This window comes from Planktothrix mougeotii LEGE 06226, from assembly GCF_015207485.1.
In the GTDB taxonomy this organism is placed as follows: domain Bacteria; phylum Cyanobacteriota; class Cyanobacteriia; order Cyanobacteriales; family Microcoleaceae; genus Planktothrix.
Map to the genome: position 1 here is coordinate 1 of NZ_JADEWU010000072.1, position 17,957 is coordinate 17,957.

The following is a 17,957-nucleotide window of genomic DNA, read 5'->3' on the forward strand; positions in this document are numbered from 1 at the left end:
TTCTTGTTCTCCAGGTTGGAACTCTATTGTTGTAGTTGAATCAAAATAGTCCTCGCCTGGAGTAGCTGTATCCTCTTGTGTTGTGTAAAGGACTTTGACAACTTCATCACTTGGTTCTGACAAGCTAACAATAAAGTTTAAAAGTTCGCCTTCTTCTACTGTTACATTAGTAATTGAAATCGAAGGTTGATTTTTTTCATTACAAAAATAATCAAGTATCTCCTGTCCAGAAAGATTTCCGACTGTTTCAATGAAACCCAAGCCCGGTTTACAGTTGTCCTCACCGTCAAAAAAATTCGCAATTTGTAGATCAAAATTCCCACTTTCTAAATTTGATACTTCGTTGTACTGTGGATAGATTTTGTCAAATACGCCATCTTTATTAAGATCTAGGATCAAATCATAATAGTTTCCTGGAGCCAGACCTATTTCACCTCCTGTGGGAGTAAAAGATAGAGTTCCACCTTCAAGGATCAGTTGATCAATATCACCGTAGTCATCTATTATCCCACCTAAATCCTGATTGGAGCCACCTGAAGCTGCTTGTACAATGTAAATATCATTACCTTCCCCGCCATAATAGGTGTTGTAACCTGCTCCCCCGATAAGGGTATCATTACCTCTAAAGCTATTATTGCCTGTATCGCCGTTCAACTCATCATTTCCTGAACCACCATCAATCTTGTCATTGCCATTCGAGCCCCATAACACATCATCTCCTGAACCACCTTCAACAGTTATGGGGCCTTCTGTTGCAAATCCAACTGAATCATTCCCATCTCCACCATCTACATATTCTCCTCCCTGCGTCCCTGTTGCAAAATCAATTCCATCGTTTCCAGCGCCTCCATAAACAGTATCACCCTGTCCAGGCTGGATATAATCATCTTCACTTGTCCCATTAACAACTTCCGGTTCTGGCGCCAGATCAAAAAACCACCAAGTTTGTTGCTCGATCGCCACTTCTTTCCCATCCAAAACAACGATCACACTATCATCCTCACTCCACAACGCTAATAGTTCCGACTCACTCAACCCCTTACCCAGAACCAAATCAGCAAAAAGTTCTCCCTCATCCCCAGGAGAATCGATCACATTGTTTTGAGCATCCAAATAATGACCATATTCTTCTAATAAAACCGATGCGATTGCCCCTACATTCCCCCTATTCTCATTCACAAATTCCTGAGATAAATAAATTGTATTTGTAGCAGCCGCAAAAGCACCCCTAGCATTATTAATTTCAGCAGCAGGACGAATTTCAATCGTCGGAAAATCAATTAAATCTGCCTTTTCCCAGATTTTATGATTTCCGAAAGCAAGCTGCATTTTAGCATTAAAATCGACAGATGAAGCGAAATTACTGAGATAATTGTTAGCAAGTTGTAACGCTTTTTCAATCGTTGTAGTTTCAGTTGTTTCTGTCGTTAATAAGGTGTTCATTGTCTTACCTCTAGTTAAAGGTTGATAGGTGGGACTTGAGAAACCGGGTTTTTAACAAAACTTAGTTTCCCGCCCGTTATCTTTCGGGAAAAACCCAGTTTCTGGACTCTTAGTTAGGGTTGAGAAACCGGGTTTTTAACAAAACTTAGTTTTTCCCCTGTTATCTTTCGGGAAAAACCCGGTTTCTGGGCTTTGAGTTAGGGTTGAGAAACCAGGTTTTTAACAAAACTTAGTTTTCCCCCTGTTATCTTTCGGGAAAAACCCGGTTTCTGGGTTCTGATTTGTGTATCGATAGGTTTCAACCGATCAAAGTTTGATTGTGTCGCTTTAACAAACGAATTCCGATGGCTGCCAACCCTAAAATCCCTAAGTTTGTATTGGGTTCTGGTACCGATTTTGATTCAGATTTAGGGACAACAAAGCTGAAATTATCAATCGTTTGTTGGGCATATTCAGCCTTACAATAACCATTGGGTTTATTTGGCCCTTGGGATGCCTCACACCACAAATATTCAATTCGATGTACCCCGGAATTTTCACCCAGGAAAAAACCTACAAAGTCTTCATCATAGCTGGTGAATTGTACACCTAAATGATTAACTAAGTTATCCTGTTGATCAAAAAATTTGACGTTTCCTAATATGGCATTACGATTAGGTGAACGCCAAGGGTCAATCATATCAAAACCAAAAGCGATGACTTGATTGGGGAAAACAATATCAAATGCCGCCCAATCTGATTGAGCTTCCCCTGTATTAATAGTAAAAGGAATATTGGTGACAAGACCTGTAGAAAGTTGACTATCTGCGGTGATGTTACCCACAAAAGAATTAAAATCCTCGGTCACAATACTATATTTAGAAACAGCATTTTCCCAATCAGTCCGATTATCAAAACCCCAGTAAGCATGGGCTAAATTCGGAAATAAAACTACTGAAAAAGTCGCTATGCTGGCTGCAACAATATTGTATAAGGTTTTCATGGGATGATCTCTGGTAGATTTTTAACGAAAATGGTCTCAGAAACCGGGTTGTTAACAGAAGTTAATTTTCCTCAAGTGATCTTTCGGGAAAAACCCGGTTTCTGGGCTTTGAGTTAGGGTTGAGAAACCGGGTTTTTAAAGGAACTTGACCTTCCCGCCGTTATCTTTGGGGAAAAACCGGGTTTCTGGACTCTGAGTTGGGGTTGAGAAACCGGGTTTTTAACAAAACTTAGTTTCCCGCCCTTTATCTTTAGGGAAAAACCCGGTTTCTGGGCTCGGAGTTGGGTTTGAGAAACCGGGTTTTTAATAAAACTTAGTTTTCCCGCCGTTATCTTTAGGGAAAAACCTGGTTTCTGGACTCTGACTTGGGTTTGAGAAACCGGGTTTTTAACAAAACTTAGTTTTCCCCCCGTTATCTTTAGGGAAAAACCCGGTTTCTGGGTTCTGGGTTGGGGTTAAGACACCGGAAGCTTGGGTTTCAAGGAGTGGTCTTTGGGGAAAAACCCGGTTTCTTAGCTAATTGCAGATTGTAAACCTCGCCTCTGTCTCAAAAAAACTCCACAGCATGGGTATCTTTTGACGAAAGACTCGGTGCGATGTCCAAAAGTCGAACCGTCTGTCGAACAAATTTGATCATGGCAATAGATTACTGCCATCTCCGGTGAAAAAAGGTTGCCAAAAAGTGAAGATTTCGGTATAATAAAGTGACAAAAAGTGAATCAATAGGTCTAAATCCCGATATTTAGGGACATAGACCAAGTTTTAATAATTAATTAATCCCAGAGCGTGCGATGGATATTGACAGAATTGTTGAATCTATTAAGCAGATTGTTTATCAAAAAAGTGGGAAATACTTGAAAGATCTTCAAGTCACTATTCTGCGGGAATCCTTAAATGGAAAGCAATATAGAACTATTGCTCGTCTTACCTATCGCAATGAAGATAGTATTAAAAAAGAAGCATCTTTATTGTGGCAATTATTAAGCCAAGTATTCGGAGAAAAAGTTGCAAAATTTAATATTCGAGAAGTGCTCATGCGATCGCCTATTTCTGTTTATTTAGCAACATCAAATACCCGTGAAGATTGGGCGGATGCACCGGATGTATCTTATTTTTTAGGGCGAGAAACTGATTTAAACACCCTGAAACAATGGGTAATCCAAGATCGTTGTCGTTTAGTTGCAATTGTTGGACTTCCGGGGAAGGGGAAAACCCATATTTGTGCGAAATTAGCAGAACAATTGAGGGGAGAATTTGAGGGAATTATTTGGCGATCGCTTTTAAATGCGCCTCCGGTTCAGGATATTATCAAAGACTGGATTTTATTTTTATCTCATCAAGAAAATATTGATTTACCTGAGCGTCTTGATCAACAAATTAATTTATTAATTTCTTATTTAAAACAACATCGATATTTATTAATTTTAGATAATATTGAAACTATTTTAGCGAAAGAAACTCAATTCAAAAACTATAAATCGGGTTATGAAGACTATCATCAACTGTTAGAAAAAATTGCTGAAGTTTCCCATCAAAGTTGTCTGCTGTTAACCAGTCGAGTTAAAGTTCATCATTTAGAAAAATTCGTGGGTCAACATCAACCCGTGCGTTGCTTTGTGGTGGGAGGATTAACCGTTGATCCTGTTAAAAAACTGTTTCAAGAAAAAGGTGAATTTACCGCCACAGAAACCGAATGGGAAACTTTAGTTAATTATTATCAAGGAAATCCTCTCGCCTTAAAATTAACCGCTTGTCATATTCAAAAGGTTTTTGCAGGGAATATTCAGGATTTTTTAAAAGTCGGAAACTTAGTTTTTAAAGATATACAGGATTTATTAGATTGGCATTTTCAGTATTGCAGTTATGAAGAACATAACATTTTATTCTGGTTAGCAATTTATCGAGAACCTGTTTCCATTGCTGAATTAAAAGACCATATAGTTTCAGTGAATATTCAACAGCATTTATTAGATTATTTAGAATCGTTACAAAACCGAATGCTCCTAGAAAGAAGTGCAAATCAACAGTGCTTTACTCTACAACCGGTGTTAATGGAATATGTTACGGAAAAATTGATTACCACCGTCACCCCAGAATTAATCACGGGAGAGTTTAATCTATTTAATCATCATAGTTTAATGCTGGCGACTTGTAAAGATTATATCAGAAGTAGCCAAATCACAATGATTATTAATCCTATCATAGAATCTTTATTGTCATTACCTCAATTTCCAAGTCTTTTTGAGTTAGAAAATCATTTCAAAAAATTAGTAATTCAAGCTCAAGAAAAATATCCCCAGAAACCCGGTTATATTGGTGGAAATTTAATTAATCTATTTTGTTATTTAAAAACCGATTTAAACGGTTATAATTTCTCCCGTCTGACAATTTGGGAAGCAAACCTACAAGGAATTAACCTACAAAACGTTAATTTTTCTGATTGTGATTTCAGAAATACCGTTTTTACACAATCTTTTGGGGGTATTCATTCCTTAGCATTTACTCCCGATGGTGCGATTTTAGCGGCGGGAGATTCTAATGGTTATATTCATTTTTTAAACCCCGAAGATGGACAACCCATACTGAGTTTTGGTAAACATAAATGGTGGACAGTTGCTCTCGCCTTTAATTCCGATGGTGAAAAATTAGTCAGTAGTAGTTTACATCCTACTGTTAAAATTTGGAATGCAAAAACGGGTCAATTATTAAAGGATTTAGAAGGACATAAAAGTTGGGTTTGGACAGTTGCTTTTAGTCCCGATAATCAAATTATAGCCAGTGGGAGTGATGATAAAACGATTAAATTTTGGGATGCTAATAAGGGTCAATTGTTGAGGACTTTAGACGCTCATAATGGTTGGGTTTTAAGTGTTGCGTTTACTCCCGATGGTCGCAGGTTAGCCAGTGGAAGTTATGATAAAACCATTAAACTTTGGGATATCGAAACGGGGGACTGTTTGCAAACTTTGATAGGACATGAAGATGCGATTTGGTGTGTAGCGTTTAGTCCTGATGGTAAAACTTTAGCCAGTTGTGGATTTGAAAAAATTATTAGAATTTGGGATATCAAAACTGGAGAATGTTATCGGATTTTGTCAGGACATCAAAAGGAAATTAAAGTGTTAGCGTTTAGTCCCGATGGGGAAACTTTAGCCAGTGGAGATTTTACTTCAACGGTGAAGTTTTGGAGGGTGAAAACCGGGGAATGTATTGGAAGTTTAAAACACCATCAAACGGGAATTCGCGCCTTAGCTTTTAGTCCTGATAATCAAACCGTAGCAACGGGAGATAATGACCAAATTATTAAACTTTGGAATACGAAAACGAGAAAATGTATCAAAACATTTTGGGGATATACTAACTGGGTTTGGTCAATTGCGTTGAGTCGTGATGGTCAGAGGTTAGCGAGTAGCCATTTAGACCATCAAGTGAGATTGTGGAATCCTCAAACCCAAGACTGTTTAAACACATTAACCGGACATACGGCTTGGGTGTGGTCGGTGGCGTTTAGTCCTGATGGAAAAACGGTGGCGAGTAGCGGCGATGATGAAACCATTCGACTCTGGGATGTGGAGATGGGAGATTGTTACAAATGTTTGAAATATCCGACTAAAAAGTATCAAGGCGGAATTTGGACGATTGCTTTTAGCGGAGATGGTTTATATATCGCCAGTGGCGGTCAAGATACCACGATTAAAATTTGGAATATAAAAACTGGTAAATTTAAAGTTTTAGCCGGACATCAAAGTTGGGTTTGGACGGTAACTTTTCATCCTCATTTCCCAATTTTAGCCAGTGGAAGTGATGACCAAACGATTAAACTTTGGGATATGAAAACGGGAGCTTGCTTACAAACATTACGGGGACATCACAATAAAGTTCGGTCAATTGCTTTTAGTCCCCAGTCCCAATTTTTAGTCAGTGGAAGCGAAGATGAAACGGTCAAACTTTGGGATTTAGAGACGGGAAAATGTGTTTATACTTTATTGGGACATGAAGGTTGGATTTGGTCGGTTGATTTTAGTCCTGATGGTCGATTTTTAGCCAGTGGAAGTGATGATTTTCAAGTGAAACTCTGGGATTTTAAGACGGGAAACTGTCTCTATAGCTTAAAAAAACATACTAATACTGTGACATCAGTAATGTTTAGTCCTGATCACCAAACTTTGCTCACGAGCAGTGAAGACGGAACAATTAAGTTTTGGCAAGTTAAAACCGGAAAGTGTTTAAAAACTTTAATTATTCCTAATTCTTATACTAACATGAATATGACAGAAACGCAAGGGTTAAGCGAGGGTCAAAAACACACCCTAAAAGCGTTAGGTGCTGTAGAATATTAACTCATCGGAGAGCATCGAGAGTAAATACTTTATTTAATAACCCATATTTCTCTATCATAAAGAGAAGTTTAGCATTTTCAGAATTTTGTTTTTTAACGCCGACTTTGAAAACCCCCTGCTTTTTAAGGGGGGATTTAGAACTATAAAAAAATCAACGAACTTTCAGTTTTCTAGGCTACTTTTAGCCTTAAAGTTGACACTGATGTATGCCGTGTCTCTATATTTTATGGTGCTTTTTATAACGTCCGAATCACCCGGCAAGGGTTCCCCGCCGCAACAACTCGTTCAGGAATATTATTAACAACAACGCTCCCCGCTCCAATGGTCGTATTGTCGCCAATTTCTACCCCTGGACAAATAATAGCACCCCCTCCAATCCAAACATTATGACCAATTTTAATCGGTGCAGCTAGTTCTTTTCCTGTTAGACGTAATTCAGGCTCAATCGGATGATAAGCGGTATAAATTTGAACATTAGGTGCTAATAAAACATTATCGCCAATTTCAACAAAATTGCAATCTAAAATGATACAATTATAATTCATATAAACATTATTTCCCAGTTTAATATAACACCCATAATCACAATAAAAGGGGGGAGTAATATATAAATTATCTCCGATTTTATTGAATAATTCTAATAGAATTTCTTGACGATTTTCTAATTGTTCTTCTGTTGTATTGTTGTATAAACGAGTCAGTTTAGAAGCTCGTTGGCGGGCCCTAATTAAATCAGCATCATTAGCGAAATATAATGCCCCTGATAGCATTTTTTCTTGTTCAGTTTGGGAGATATTTTCCATAATATTAATCAGTATTAATCCAACGTAAAACAGAAGCAATTGCACGATTGACAAAACTATTGGGTTTCTCTTCAATAATTTTGCGTTGAGCTTTATCCCGTTCTAATTCTAACCTAGCAATTAATCGTTCTCCTTTTTGGTGACGAACTAACGCCACTAAATAATCATGGGTCAGTTGATATCGATCATCAGGAATATCAGGAATATGTAAAATTAATCCTTCTTCAACTAAAACTTCTAATAAAGGTTCTATTTTACTAAATTCTGTATCTAATTCTTCCGCTAGTTCTTTGCTAGTTTTTAGCAGGCGGTGTTCTTGCTCGTTGGTTAACCCATACAAAATTTTAATTGCTGTTCGTTCATTTTTAGCACTACAATCTCGAATAACTTCATCTAAAAAATGTTCTAATAATTTTTGCTTGGGATGTTCTCCAAGCTGTTCATATTGATTTAAAGTTTGAATATCATGAACTTGTAATTGAGTCCCAATTAATTGAAGTTCAATGGGTCGAATCCGATCAATATCAACGGTTAAATCCCGAAGCAATTGAGACATTAAATCAGGTTCTATTTTAAATTGAGCACGTTCAATTTGATTTTGAATGAACGTTTGTGCTTGACTTACTGTAAAGTTTTCTAAACCATAAATCACCTTTTTGGAGAGAATCTCAGAGTGAATAATATCCTCTAGGTTAGTACGATGAGCGCATTCTAGTAAATAATGTAAAGCATCAGTTCTTAAACAAAGTAACACCGTAATTGAAGTCAGCATCAAACTTTCTTTTAAAAATTCATAAAAAGGTAATCGTTGTTCTAACTGCTGACAAACCACAAAAAACTCTTCAAACTGATCAAAAATTAATACCGTTGGAATCTGATTTTGATCATTTTGCTTAAGTAAATTTAAAACCGGATTCAAGTTCCAGGTTTTGGGGTTTGGTTCTCGTAACCAATCCGTATAAATTCGCAGTAAAATAGGTCGAGCAATACTAGGATTTCGAGACCGTTGTTCTAACAACATCGGGACAATTCCTGCATTGAGTAATGAACTTTTTCCAACGCCAGATTCTCCCTGAAGAACAATCAGTTTATTGTCGGGGTTTTGAATCCGTTCTAATAAAGTATGAACATCCTTTAAACGATTAGAATTTTCTATTTCTAAAGCAATAGACTGTTGTTTATGATTAAGGTGGGATTGAGGTTGCAATGTCCGCACCCCAATAAAAGCTCGTAATCCATATTGATATTCAATTCTAATTTTTTCTTCTTTTAAACGGGAAGCTTGAGTATATAAATCTTGATCCAAATACAGCTTATGTAAGGCTGTTAAAATTTTTAAATAACCTTTAGGATCATCCTCAACATTGCTTTTCCGTAAAGCTTCTTCTAATTGGTTAACTGTTGTTTGCCATTGTTGAAATTCCTGTTTGGATTCTGCTAGTAAATAAAGATAAGGATTATGAGATTCTGTGCTGGTACTCATTGGATCATCATAGATTGATTGACCTTGAATTGCTAATGCTAACTCCGCTAATTGATTGGCGTGTGCCCACTTGGATTCATGCAAAGCAGCTTCGGCTAAAAAGCCATAATCTTGTGCTAATTGGGCTTCTGAACCATAAGATATATGTAAATTAATCGCTTTTTGAGCCACTTTTTGTAAGGTTTCCCAGTCTTCTAGGTGTCGTAAAACTTCACCTAATTCTCCAATGAATTTAGAGACCAAATCAGGGCGATTAGCTTTTTCAAAAACGGTTATACATTGCTCAAAATAAATTTTTGCTTCTTGCCAATTTATATTTTTTTCTGCGCTGGTATTAGACTGAGCTAAAGAGATAAAACATAACCCGACATGAAATAAAATTCCACCCATTTGTTCAAGAAATTGATTGGGAAGAATCGTGTCAAGGTCAGGACGAGATAGCATTTCTAAATCGCCTTGAGCTAAAGCCGATGGCCAATATTCTAAACTGCGACGATAATGATAAAGAGTCGATTCTAAATCTTTATTCTCATAAGCTTCTCGACCTAAAATAAATTGTAACCCAGCGATTAAGGTGGGTAATAATTGCTGATAGTTATTTTGTCGGGCTTCTTGAAGAATTGCTTTGAATTCAGGATAAGATTCTCCCAAAATCACAACATTGGGTTTAAACAGGGGTGTATTTGGATCTAAAATGTCCGTAAAGATCTGCTCAACACAGCGATTGAGAAATAAAATAGATGAAGAGGATGTATGACTGGGAACTGGTTTGGGGCCGTTGATATCGCTCATACTATTGCCTCAAATCGGGCGCGATCACTTAAATTATTAATAGTGTGACATTTTTTAGAGGAAAAAACAACTGTTTTGACTAGAATCAGGGTATCCCTACTGATACCAAAGGATACCCCTTTAAACCTTAAACCGTTGGGTTAGCTCTATCTGCAATTTTACTCAACTATAATAGGCATTTATTATGAGCCGCTTCTAAAGTTTTCACATACTCAGAATTCTTGCCATACAGTCCTGTTAAGATATTAACGGTTTCTTCGATTAATATCAAAGAATTGACGGTATTGATCCAAGATATATCTCCTTCAGGAAGAATCATGCCATAAAATTCACAAGTTAGAGGTTCCTGGGGAACTAAAGCATAATCTTGAGTGGAAATGGCTGGATTTCTTAATACTTCCCCAATTAATAATAATCCATCACTGGCAAAGGCATTCAGACGACCTTGAACCACATCTTCCACAGCATTTTTTCGACCGTCAACTCCTGGATATTCCACAACTTTTGCTAAAGAATAACGACTGCTAATAAACTGTTGAGTTAAAGAGGCAGGTAGAACCCCAATGGAAATATTTTCTAAAGCTCCTGATGGTTGAATATAAGCTTGGTTATCCGGTCGAACTAATAAATGAACTCCCGTTGCTAAAAAGCGATCAGAATAGACAATTCCAGGGGGAAGATTTCGCATAATCGTATTAGGGCCACATTCTAAATGCACTTTTCCCTCTTTTACCAATTGTTCTCGATTTTCCAAGGTTGAGGGGATGAATTGTACCTCAATCGGTTGATTGAGTTGTAACTGATCTTGTAATCGTTTTCCTAATAATTCCATTAATTCAATACAATATCCTTCCCATTTTCCATCGGCAGAAACAAATCCTAATGGGGGTGCATCTTGCCGAATTCCTGCTTTTAAAACTCCGGTTCTTTTGATATCTTCTAAAACCGTTCCAGCTAAACTCGGTAACGGTAAAATTACCGATAAAATTAAACTCAATGCCATCGTGGCTAGTTTGGTTTTCATGTTATGATAGATCCCTACAAACACAGTAATCGAATCTAGCTTACCGCAAAAATGATCAGTCAGCCGGAACAGATCTAGCCGTTGTAAACGGGATTCAGTTGGCAAGGGACAAGGAAAACGGTAATATTTTTTAATCCCAACAGAGTAGTAACAGAATATGGATTACGATTTAGTGATTATTGGTGCCGGAGTTGGTGGACATGGGGCTGCTATCCATGCCGTCGGTTGTGGCTTAAAAACCGCGATTGTTGAAGTAGCTGAAATGGGAGGAACCTGTGTAAACCGGGGCTGCATTCCCTCCAAAGCGTTATTAGCCGCATCGGGACGAGTTAGAGAATTACACGACACCCATCACTTAAAAAACTTAGGGATTCAGTTAGGACAAGTCAGTTTTGATCGTCAACAAATTGCCAGCCATGCTAACAATATTGTCACTAAAATTCGGGGTGACATGACCAATAGTTTAAAACGCTTAGGCATTGATGTCATTCAAGGTTGGGGAAAGGTTGCAGGGCCGAATAAAGTCACCGTTGAAACCAGCAATGGGGAAAAAATAATTACGGCTAAAGATATTATTTTAGCACCGGGTTCTGTGCCCTTTGTACCCCCAGGAATTACGATTGATCATCAAACGGTTTTTACCAGTGATGAAGCCATTAAATTAGAATCCCTGCCGCAATGGATTGCCATTATTGGAAGCGGTTATATTGGATTAGAATTTTCTGATGTTTATACCGCTTTAGGTTGTGAAGTGACGATGATTGAAGCGTTGGATCAATTAATGCCAACCTTCGATCCTGATATTGCTAAATTAGCCCAACGAGTTTTAATTACGCCTCGTGATATTGAAACCAAAGTTGGCAAATTAGCCTTAAAAGTTACCCCCGGTTCTCCGGTTATTATTGAGTTAGCAGATACTAAAACCAAAGAGGTTGAAGAAGTCTTAGAAGTGGATGCTTGTTTAGTCGCAACCGGACGCATTCCTGTTAGTAAAAACTTAGGGCTAGAATCGGTTCATGTCGAACCCATTCGGGGCGGTTTTATTCCCACCAATGATCACTTAGAAGTGTTATCCGGTGGTGAACCTGTTCCCCATTTATGGGCAATTGGAGATGCTACGGGTAAAATGATGTTAGCCCATGCTGCATCCGCCCAAGGAATTGCCGTTGTAGAAACAATTTGTGGGCGTTCTCGTCAAGTGGATTATCGCAGTATTCCCGCCGCAGCGTTTACCCATCCAGAAATTAGTTATGTGGGTTTAAGCGAACCCGCCGCGAAAGAATTGGGAGAAAAAGAAGGGTTTGAGATTGCTACGGTCAGAACCTATTTTAAAGGGAATTCTAAAGCCATTGCGGAAGGAGAAACGGAAGGAATGGCTAAAGTGATTTACCGTAAAGATACGGGTGAATTGTTAGGGGTTCATATTTTTGGTCTTCATGCTTCTGATTTAATTCAAGAAGCCGCAAATGCCATGTATCAACGTCAATCTGTTCACGATTTAGTCTTTTCTGTTCATACCCATCCTACCCTTTCAGAAGTGTTAGATGAAGCGTATAAACGGGCTGTTGTTGGGGTTGGCGGTCATTAATTAATTGATCTGATTAAACCCCGTAAGGGCAGGGTTTTCCTGCCCAAATTTAAACCTCGTAGGTGTCCCCCTTGTCTTCTTGTCCCCTCATCTTCCCATCAAAGTTAAGAAACATCAAGAAATATTAACGGGAATCGTTAGAATTGATATAGCGACAGAATCCTGTCTGAGACTTAACAGCAGATTCTGTTGCGAATCAACTCGCACCCGCATCTGTCATGTTAACTGGCCCAAAAGAGGAAACTGCACAACGTAATGGTGAGGTTAAACATCCCGTTCAGTTTTCGGAAGTTCCCCAACGGCGATGGAAACCCTGGATTATTGCCGTGCTGGCGACAGGACTGTTGAGCATTCCCGTTGCGTTGCATTTGGCTAAAAGTCGTTCCCCAGTGAATCCAGATCTGATCACAGCCCTGACGGTTCCTGTGGAAGCGAAGGATTTAACTGTTAAAATCACCGCTAGTGGTGTGGTGCAACCTGTCCGCCGGGTGAACCTCAGCCCCAAAACCCAAGGGCGGTTAGCACAATTATATGTCGAACAAGGCGATCTCGTCCAAGCCGGAGAAGTGGTTGCTCGGATGGAAAGTGGCGAAATAGAAGCCCAACTCCAGCAAGCCGAAGCTCGTTTAGACCGCGCTCAAGCTAATTTAGACAAATTGCAAACCGGAAGCCGACCGGAAGAAATAGACCAAGCGCAGGCTCGGTTAAATCAAGTGAAAGCCAATTTAGCTCAACTGCAAGCGGGAAGCCGCCCCGAAGAAATTGCTCAAGCTCAAGCTCGTTTAAGAGAATCTCAAGCTCGTTTAAAAGATGCTCAGTCCGGCAGTTTAAATGATGAAATTGCCCAAGCAAAAGCCCGAATTGATGCAAACCAAGCTGAATTAGAATTAGCATCAGAACGGGTACGACGCTATCAAGATTTAAAAGGAGAAGGGGCAATTTCTCAGGATCAATTAGATGAATATTTGCGGGATGAACGACGGTTACAAGCTGGACAAAATGAAGCCGAAAAACGCTTAGAACAATTACAAGAAAGTCAGCGATCGCAAATTCAACAACGACAAGCGAATGTTGAACAAGAACGTCAAGCTTTAAATCAATTAGAAAAAGGAGCTCGTTCTGAAGAAATTGACCGGGCGGAAGCTGAAGTAGCGGAAGCTGAAAGTAAATTAAACGAGTTATTAAATGGGACTCGTTCTGAAGAAATTGCCACTGCAAAGGCTGAAGTTGATGAAGCGAAAGGTCAAGTTAAATTTTATCAAGTGCAACTAGAAGATACTAAAGTTCGTGCTCCCTTTGCCGGAATTATTACCCAACGTTATGCCGTTGAAGGGGCATTTGTGACTCCGGCGACTTCGGCTTCTGATGCCAGTTCGGCTACCTCGACTTCAATTGTCGCCTTAGCCAAAGATTTAGAAGTGTTAGCGAAAATTCCAGAGGCAGATATTGCTCAAATTAAACCCAATCAACCTGTTGAAATTATTGCCGATTCTTATCCCGATCAAGTGTTTAAAGGTCGAGTTAATCTGATTGCACCCGAAGCCGTTAAAGAACGGGATGTTACCTTATTTCAAGCTCGAATTTTGATCGAAACTGGAAAAGATCAACTTCAGTCGGGAATGAATGTGGATTTACGGTTTATTGGGGAGAAACTTAAACAAGCGTTAGTGGTTCCCACCGTTGCCATTGTCACCAATAAAGGTCAATCGGGGGTATTACTTCCTGATGAAAATAATAAACCAGAATTTCACCCCGTTACTATTGGTTCTCAAATGGGGAATCAAATTCAAGTGTTAAAAGGGTTACAACCGGGAGAACGAGTGTTTATCGAGTTACCCAAGGGACAAAAATTAGAGGATATTTTTAAAGAAAAAATTGATCAACCCTAGAGGTAGATTAAGAAAATTTTCGGATTAGAATTTCCGATGAATAGGAACTTATACCTCCAGATAAATTGAGGGCGTTTTTATCCTGAATCATCGGGATTCTTCTTCGGAACTTTCGGAAATTTCAGGACTATCAATATCAGGAGATTCTTCAACTTCTGGGAAACTCAGGGTTTCTGGTATTGTATCCAGGGTTTCGGGTTGGAGCATCCGAATTTCGATTTGATCTAAACGAGGGCCATCAGTTGAAAGAACTGTAAATTCTAAATCATGATAACGGAATGTTTCACCGACGGTAGGAATTTTTTGAAGTTGGTAAATTAAAAATCCTCCTAAAGTTTGATATTCTTCTGTTAAGGGTAAGTTTAAATCTAAACGTTCATTCAGTTCTTCTAAGTCTAATTGAGCTTGAACTAAAAAGGTTTGTTCATCAACAAATTGAACGCTAATATCTTCTGCTTCTGTGGGGTCAGAGCGATCGCCAATAATTTCAGCAATTAAATCTTGAATTGTGACTAATCCCGCCGTCCCGCCAAATTCATCCACCACAATGACTAATTGTAACTGCGATCGCTGCATTAAAGATAATAACTCATTCAAGGGAATTTGTTCAGAAATAAATCGGGCTGGGCGTACCCAAGGGGTAATTAAAGTATTTTGAGATAATACCCCATCCGCTAAGGGTTTAGCTAAATCTCGAAAATCAATGGTTCCTAAAATATCATCTAAAGATTCCCCCATAATCGGATAACGGGAATGATTAGAAATCATCATTTCATTCAGCAATATTTGAAATGTGGCATCACTGGGAATAGCAACAATACTGGTACGAGGAACCATAATTTCTTCCGCCACCACATCCCCAAATTCAAACACATTATTTAATAATTGCCGTTCTTCAGCTTCTAAACCAATGGATTCACTGGATGTGGTAATAATTAATTGCAATTCTTCCGGCGTAACTCGTGTATAGGGTTGTCCACTAAACTGAATTCCACAGAGTTGTAATAACCATCGGGTCGATTGATTTAAACTCCAAACAAAGGGTTTAAAAAAACGAGCGATCGCTAAACTCGGAGGAGCTAAAAACCGAGATAACTGTTCAGGATAAACTAATGCTAAAGACTTGGGATATAATTCTCCTAAAACAATTTGCAAATAAGCAATTAAGAAAAAGGCAAAAATCGGCAACACTAAAGAATGAGCGATCGCCTCGTGAACAGCAGTAGGTAGAGGTAAAGGAGTCAGGATATCCTTTAACGTCATCGCCACCGTTGCTTCTCCAATCCATCCTAAAGCCAAACTTGAAAGGGTAATTCCTAACTGAGTGGTCGAAAGAAATAAATCGATTCGGCGTTGCAATTGTTGAACTGTTTTTGCTGGAGCATCTCCTTCATCTACCAGTTGATTAATTCGCGATCGCCTCACCGAAACCATCGAGAATTCGGCGGTTACAAAAAAGGCATTAATTGTAATTAAAAATAGCACTGAGAACAATCGCCCCAGTACATCTTGAGTTGTCAGAGTCATGAATCACCTTTTCAGAAAATCCAGAAGTCTATTGAGCCACTGGAATTCCTGACATTTGTAACTGCATTTTTTGGTCAGGATAATCGGTTAAACTCATGGTCAATTCTTTAGAATTTTCGACTAATGCTGTCGGAATTGTAACGGTTCCTGAATAGACTTTGCTATTGGGAGCTAATTGACCCGGTAATTCTTCAACACTCGCACTCAAGGCTCGGCCCTTATCATCGGTAACATTTAAAAAACTATAGAGAAAGCGCACCGACTGTTGACTTTCATTTTTTAAATTAACGTTTAAAACTAAAGAATTGCCTTGACGAGTCGCCTCCGTAACTTCTAAACTCACCCCCCCATCACGGCTGACAATGGGAAACACCGATTTATTATTCGCTGATGTTGAGGCGGCGTTTTCAGTTTTCGGCTTTTGGGCTTGAGCAGCAGTTGGCTTCTTGGCATTTTTACCAGAGGCACTTGCTACTTCTGTATCTTTCCCTTCCATGCGTTTCTTGACCGTTGCCAAGATATCCTTTTCTTGGAGTAAGATCACGCCCTCATGGCGAGTGCCATTTTTATTTTTGGCTAAGTTGTTGGGGCGTACATCCGGTTGTGTAATTTCTTTTAACGCAGAACGACCCAAACCATAACCCCAAACCGCACTGGTGAAGCCAGCCCCAAACATCATGGTCAGTAAAACGACAGTCAGAACAACAGTTGAATTTAGTCCCATCTCAAAATTTAGATATGATCTAACTCGCTATTTTAACGGCTAATGCCTAGAGGATATGCTATCACCTACACAGTCAACTCAAAATTTAAGCCGAATTAACAATCTTGCCTGGGGATATGGTATTATAGGATTGGAAGCGCCCTTGGCCGATTGGGGAGGCAGCGAACTCATAATTCGCCTTCAGACTGGTTCGATTCCAGTAGGGCGCACTTAAGTTATATCCTGAAATCTCTCACTGGGAAGGTGAATTACAAGCTTACCACCTTCCTGAAAGATTCTGTTTCACTCAAAAATTACTCAATCTATAGCTCTAGCCTAAGAACAAAAAGAGTCTGGTCTCCTCTTCTATAATTCTATAGCGCTACTTGAAGAGGGAACAGCTTAACTGGGAACAGGCAACAGTAAGAAGTGAAAGGGTTTCAGGATTTAAAAATATCAAACACCGTAATGCGTAGCACTATATATTTGATTTGTTAACTTTATGCCATTCGCTTCAACCGTTTTAAAACAGTAAGGTTAAAGAGCGAGCGCCCATTCTCGACACAATTTAACCCAGTTGCTATACTTAAGAAAGTATTGAGGTTAAAATCAACAATGATTGCCAATCCTGAACCTTTAATCAATCCAGTTAATAAAGTTAAATATGAAGTAGGTATCAAAAAACTGAAAAATGGGAAATATCAAACCTTTGTCTTAAACGATCCCAGTTTAAAAGCATCAGCCAATAGCAAAGATGAGGCACTCCAAAAATTATCTCACCGTCTCCAAGCATTCTTTAAGGATACAGAAATTGTTAATTTAGAAATTGAAATTCCTCAACCGGAGCATCCTTGGTTGAAATTTGCAGGAATATTTGAAAATGATCCTCAGTTTGATGAATTTTTACAAGCTATTCAAGATTATCGAAATGAAATTGATGCAGAGGAGGAATAATGGCGAGTTTATGGATTTTAGATACGGATCATATCTCTGAATTGCAAAGAAGAAATCCCAGGATCATACAACGTATTGCTGGAATTAGTCATGAACATTTAGCTGTCACAATTATTACAGTAGAAGAACAAGTTAGAGGACGATTTGATGTAATTAGACGCGCGGAACAAGCCAATAATGTACTATTAATACAAAGTTATGCAAGGTTGCGAGAAACTATCAACTTTTTTAAAAATCTTTGTGTCCTTGACTTTGATCAAGAAGCTTGCAATTATTATACAGAATTAAAACGTCAAAAAATTAGGATAGGAACACAAGATTTAAAAATTGCTTCTATTGTTCTGTCTCAACAAGCAATTTTAGTTACTCGTAACCGAAAAGATTTTGAAAAAATACCCAATTTATTAATAGAAGATTGGACAGTTTAAC

The 17,957-nt window shown here is 38.6% G+C and carries 12 protein-coding genes and 1 tRNA gene; 6 read left to right on the plus strand and 7 right to left on the minus strand.

All coding sequences use genetic code 11. The features are described from left to right. Together IQ236_RS22015 and IQ236_RS22020 are read right to left on the minus strand one after the other, a co-directional pair. Nucleotides 1-1,443: Calx-beta domain-containing protein (locus IQ236_RS22015; RefSeq protein WP_322744303.1), on the minus strand; the 1,443-nt coding region annotated here is incomplete at its 3' end. A 298-nt stretch (nt 1,444-1,741) separates the two neighbouring features. Further along, the gene (locus IQ236_RS22020) at nt 1,742-2,425 is read right to left on the minus strand and encodes a PEP-CTERM sorting domain-containing protein (protein ID WP_193871267.1); all 684 of its coding nucleotides are present in this window, start codon (nt 2,423-2,425) and stop codon (nt 1,742-1,744) included. Between the two features lie 791 nt (nt 2,426-3,216). Between IQ236_RS22020 and IQ236_RS22025 the strand changes: the two genes are divergently transcribed. Then, a complete protein-coding gene (locus tag IQ236_RS22025) occupies nt 3,217-6,765 on the plus strand; it encodes a WD40 domain-containing protein (protein ID WP_193871268.1) in 3,549 nt (1,182 codons plus the stop codon). Between the two features lie 236 nt (nt 6,766-7,001). On the opposite strand, the gene IQ236_RS22030 is transcribed toward IQ236_RS22025, so the two are convergent. The 3 genes from IQ236_RS22030 to IQ236_RS22040 all read right to left on the minus strand — a co-directional run bounded on the left by IQ236_RS22030 (nt 7,002) and on the right by IQ236_RS22040 (nt 10,867). Further along, the gene (locus IQ236_RS22030) at nt 7,002-7,568 is read right to left on the minus strand and encodes a sugar O-acetyltransferase (protein WP_228041795.1); all 567 of its coding nucleotides are present in this window, start codon (nt 7,566-7,568) and stop codon (nt 7,002-7,004) included. 4 nt (nt 7,569-7,572) lie between these two features. Then, nucleotides 7,573-9,843 carry an nSTAND1 domain-containing NTPase gene (locus IQ236_RS22035; RefSeq protein ID WP_193871269.1) on the minus strand — a complete coding sequence of 757 codons (2,271 nt, stop codon included), beginning with the start codon at nt 9,841-9,843 and terminating at the stop codon, nt 7,573-7,575. Nucleotides 9,844-10,009: 166 nt separating this feature from the next. Continuing rightward, nucleotides 10,010-10,867 (minus strand): amino acid ABC transporter substrate-binding protein, encoded by an 858-nt coding sequence (locus IQ236_RS22040; protein WP_193871270.1) that lies wholly within the window; start codon nt 10,865-10,867, stop codon nt 10,010-10,012. A 157-nt stretch (nt 10,868-11,024) separates the two neighbouring features. Between IQ236_RS22040 and lpdA the strand changes: the two genes are divergently transcribed. After that, nucleotides 11,025-12,455: a dihydrolipoyl dehydrogenase gene (lpdA, locus tag IQ236_RS22045; RefSeq protein ID WP_193871271.1), complete on the plus strand. Its 1,431-nt coding sequence runs from the start codon at nt 11,025-11,027 to the stop codon at nt 12,453-12,455. A 218-nt stretch (nt 12,456-12,673) separates the two neighbouring features. Next, nucleotides 12,674-14,344: an efflux RND transporter periplasmic adaptor subunit gene (locus tag IQ236_RS22050; RefSeq protein WP_193871272.1), complete on the plus strand. Its 1,671-nt coding sequence runs from the start codon at nt 12,674-12,676 to the stop codon at nt 14,342-14,344. An 87-nt stretch (nt 14,345-14,431) separates the two neighbouring features. On the opposite strand, the gene IQ236_RS22055 is transcribed toward IQ236_RS22050, so the two are convergent. Further along, a complete protein-coding gene (locus IQ236_RS22055; protein WP_193871273.1) occupies nt 14,432-15,871 on the minus strand; it encodes a hemolysin family protein in 1,440 nt (479 codons plus the stop codon). A 28-nt stretch (nt 15,872-15,899) separates the two neighbouring features. Continuing rightward, nucleotides 15,900-16,595 carry a hypothetical protein gene (locus tag IQ236_RS22060; RefSeq protein WP_193871274.1) on the minus strand — a complete coding sequence of 232 codons (696 nt, stop codon included), beginning with the start codon at nt 16,593-16,595 and terminating at the stop codon, nt 15,900-15,902. A gap of 136 nt (nt 16,596-16,731) precedes the next feature. Between IQ236_RS22060 and IQ236_RS22065 the strand changes: the two genes are divergently transcribed. From IQ236_RS22065 to IQ236_RS22075, 3 genes are all read left to right on the plus strand, one after another. Then, nucleotides 16,732-16,804: transfer RNA gene (locus IQ236_RS22065), tRNA-Met, on the plus strand. A gap of 385 nt (nt 16,805-17,189) precedes the next feature. Then, nucleotides 17,190-17,528, plus strand: a complete 339-nt coding sequence (locus IQ236_RS22070) for a type II toxin-antitoxin system HicB family antitoxin (RefSeq protein WP_193871275.1) — start codon at nt 17,190-17,192, stop codon at nt 17,526-17,528. Continuing rightward, a complete protein-coding gene (locus tag IQ236_RS22075) occupies nt 17,528-17,956 on the plus strand; it encodes a type II toxin-antitoxin system VapC family toxin (protein ID WP_193871276.1) in 429 nt (142 codons plus the stop codon). The genes IQ236_RS22070 and IQ236_RS22075 overlap by 1 nt, the downstream gene beginning before the upstream one ends. Nucleotide 17,957: the final 1 nt, after the last annotated feature.

Coding starts and splice junctions, on each gene's coding strand:
- IQ236_RS22030 (WP_228041795.1), bottom strand. CDS start 7,568: ATGGAAAATATCTCCCAAACTGAACAAGAAAAAATGCTATCAGGGGCA.
- IQ236_RS22035 (WP_193871269.1), bottom strand. CDS start 9,843: ATGAGCGATATCAACGGCCCCAAACCAGTTCCCAGTCATACATCCTCT.
- lpdA (WP_193871271.1), top strand. CDS start 11,025: ATGGATTACGATTTAGTGATTATTGGTGCCGGAGTTGGTGGACATGGG.
- IQ236_RS22050 (WP_193871272.1), top strand. CDS start 12,674: ATGTTAACTGGCCCAAAAGAGGAAACTGCACAACGTAATGGTGAGGTT.
- IQ236_RS22040 (WP_193871270.1), bottom strand. CDS start 10,867: ATGAAAACCAAACTAGCCACGATGGCATTGAGTTTAATTTTATCGGTA.
- IQ236_RS22070 (WP_193871275.1), top strand. CDS start 17,190: ATGATTGCCAATCCTGAACCTTTAATCAATCCAGTTAATAAAGTTAAA.
- IQ236_RS22020 (WP_193871267.1), bottom strand. CDS start 2,425: ATGAAAACCTTATACAATATTGTTGCAGCCAGCATAGCGACTTTTTCA.
- IQ236_RS22060 (WP_193871274.1), bottom strand. CDS start 16,595: ATGGGACTAAATTCAACTGTTGTTCTGACTGTCGTTTTACTGACCATG.
- IQ236_RS22075 (WP_193871276.1), top strand. CDS start 17,528: ATGGCGAGTTTATGGATTTTAGATACGGATCATATCTCTGAATTGCAA.
- IQ236_RS22055 (WP_193871273.1), bottom strand. CDS start 15,871: ATGACTCTGACAACTCAAGATGTACTGGGGCGATTGTTCTCAGTGCTA.
- IQ236_RS22025 (WP_193871268.1), top strand. CDS start 3,217: ATGGATATTGACAGAATTGTTGAATCTATTAAGCAGATTGTTTATCAA.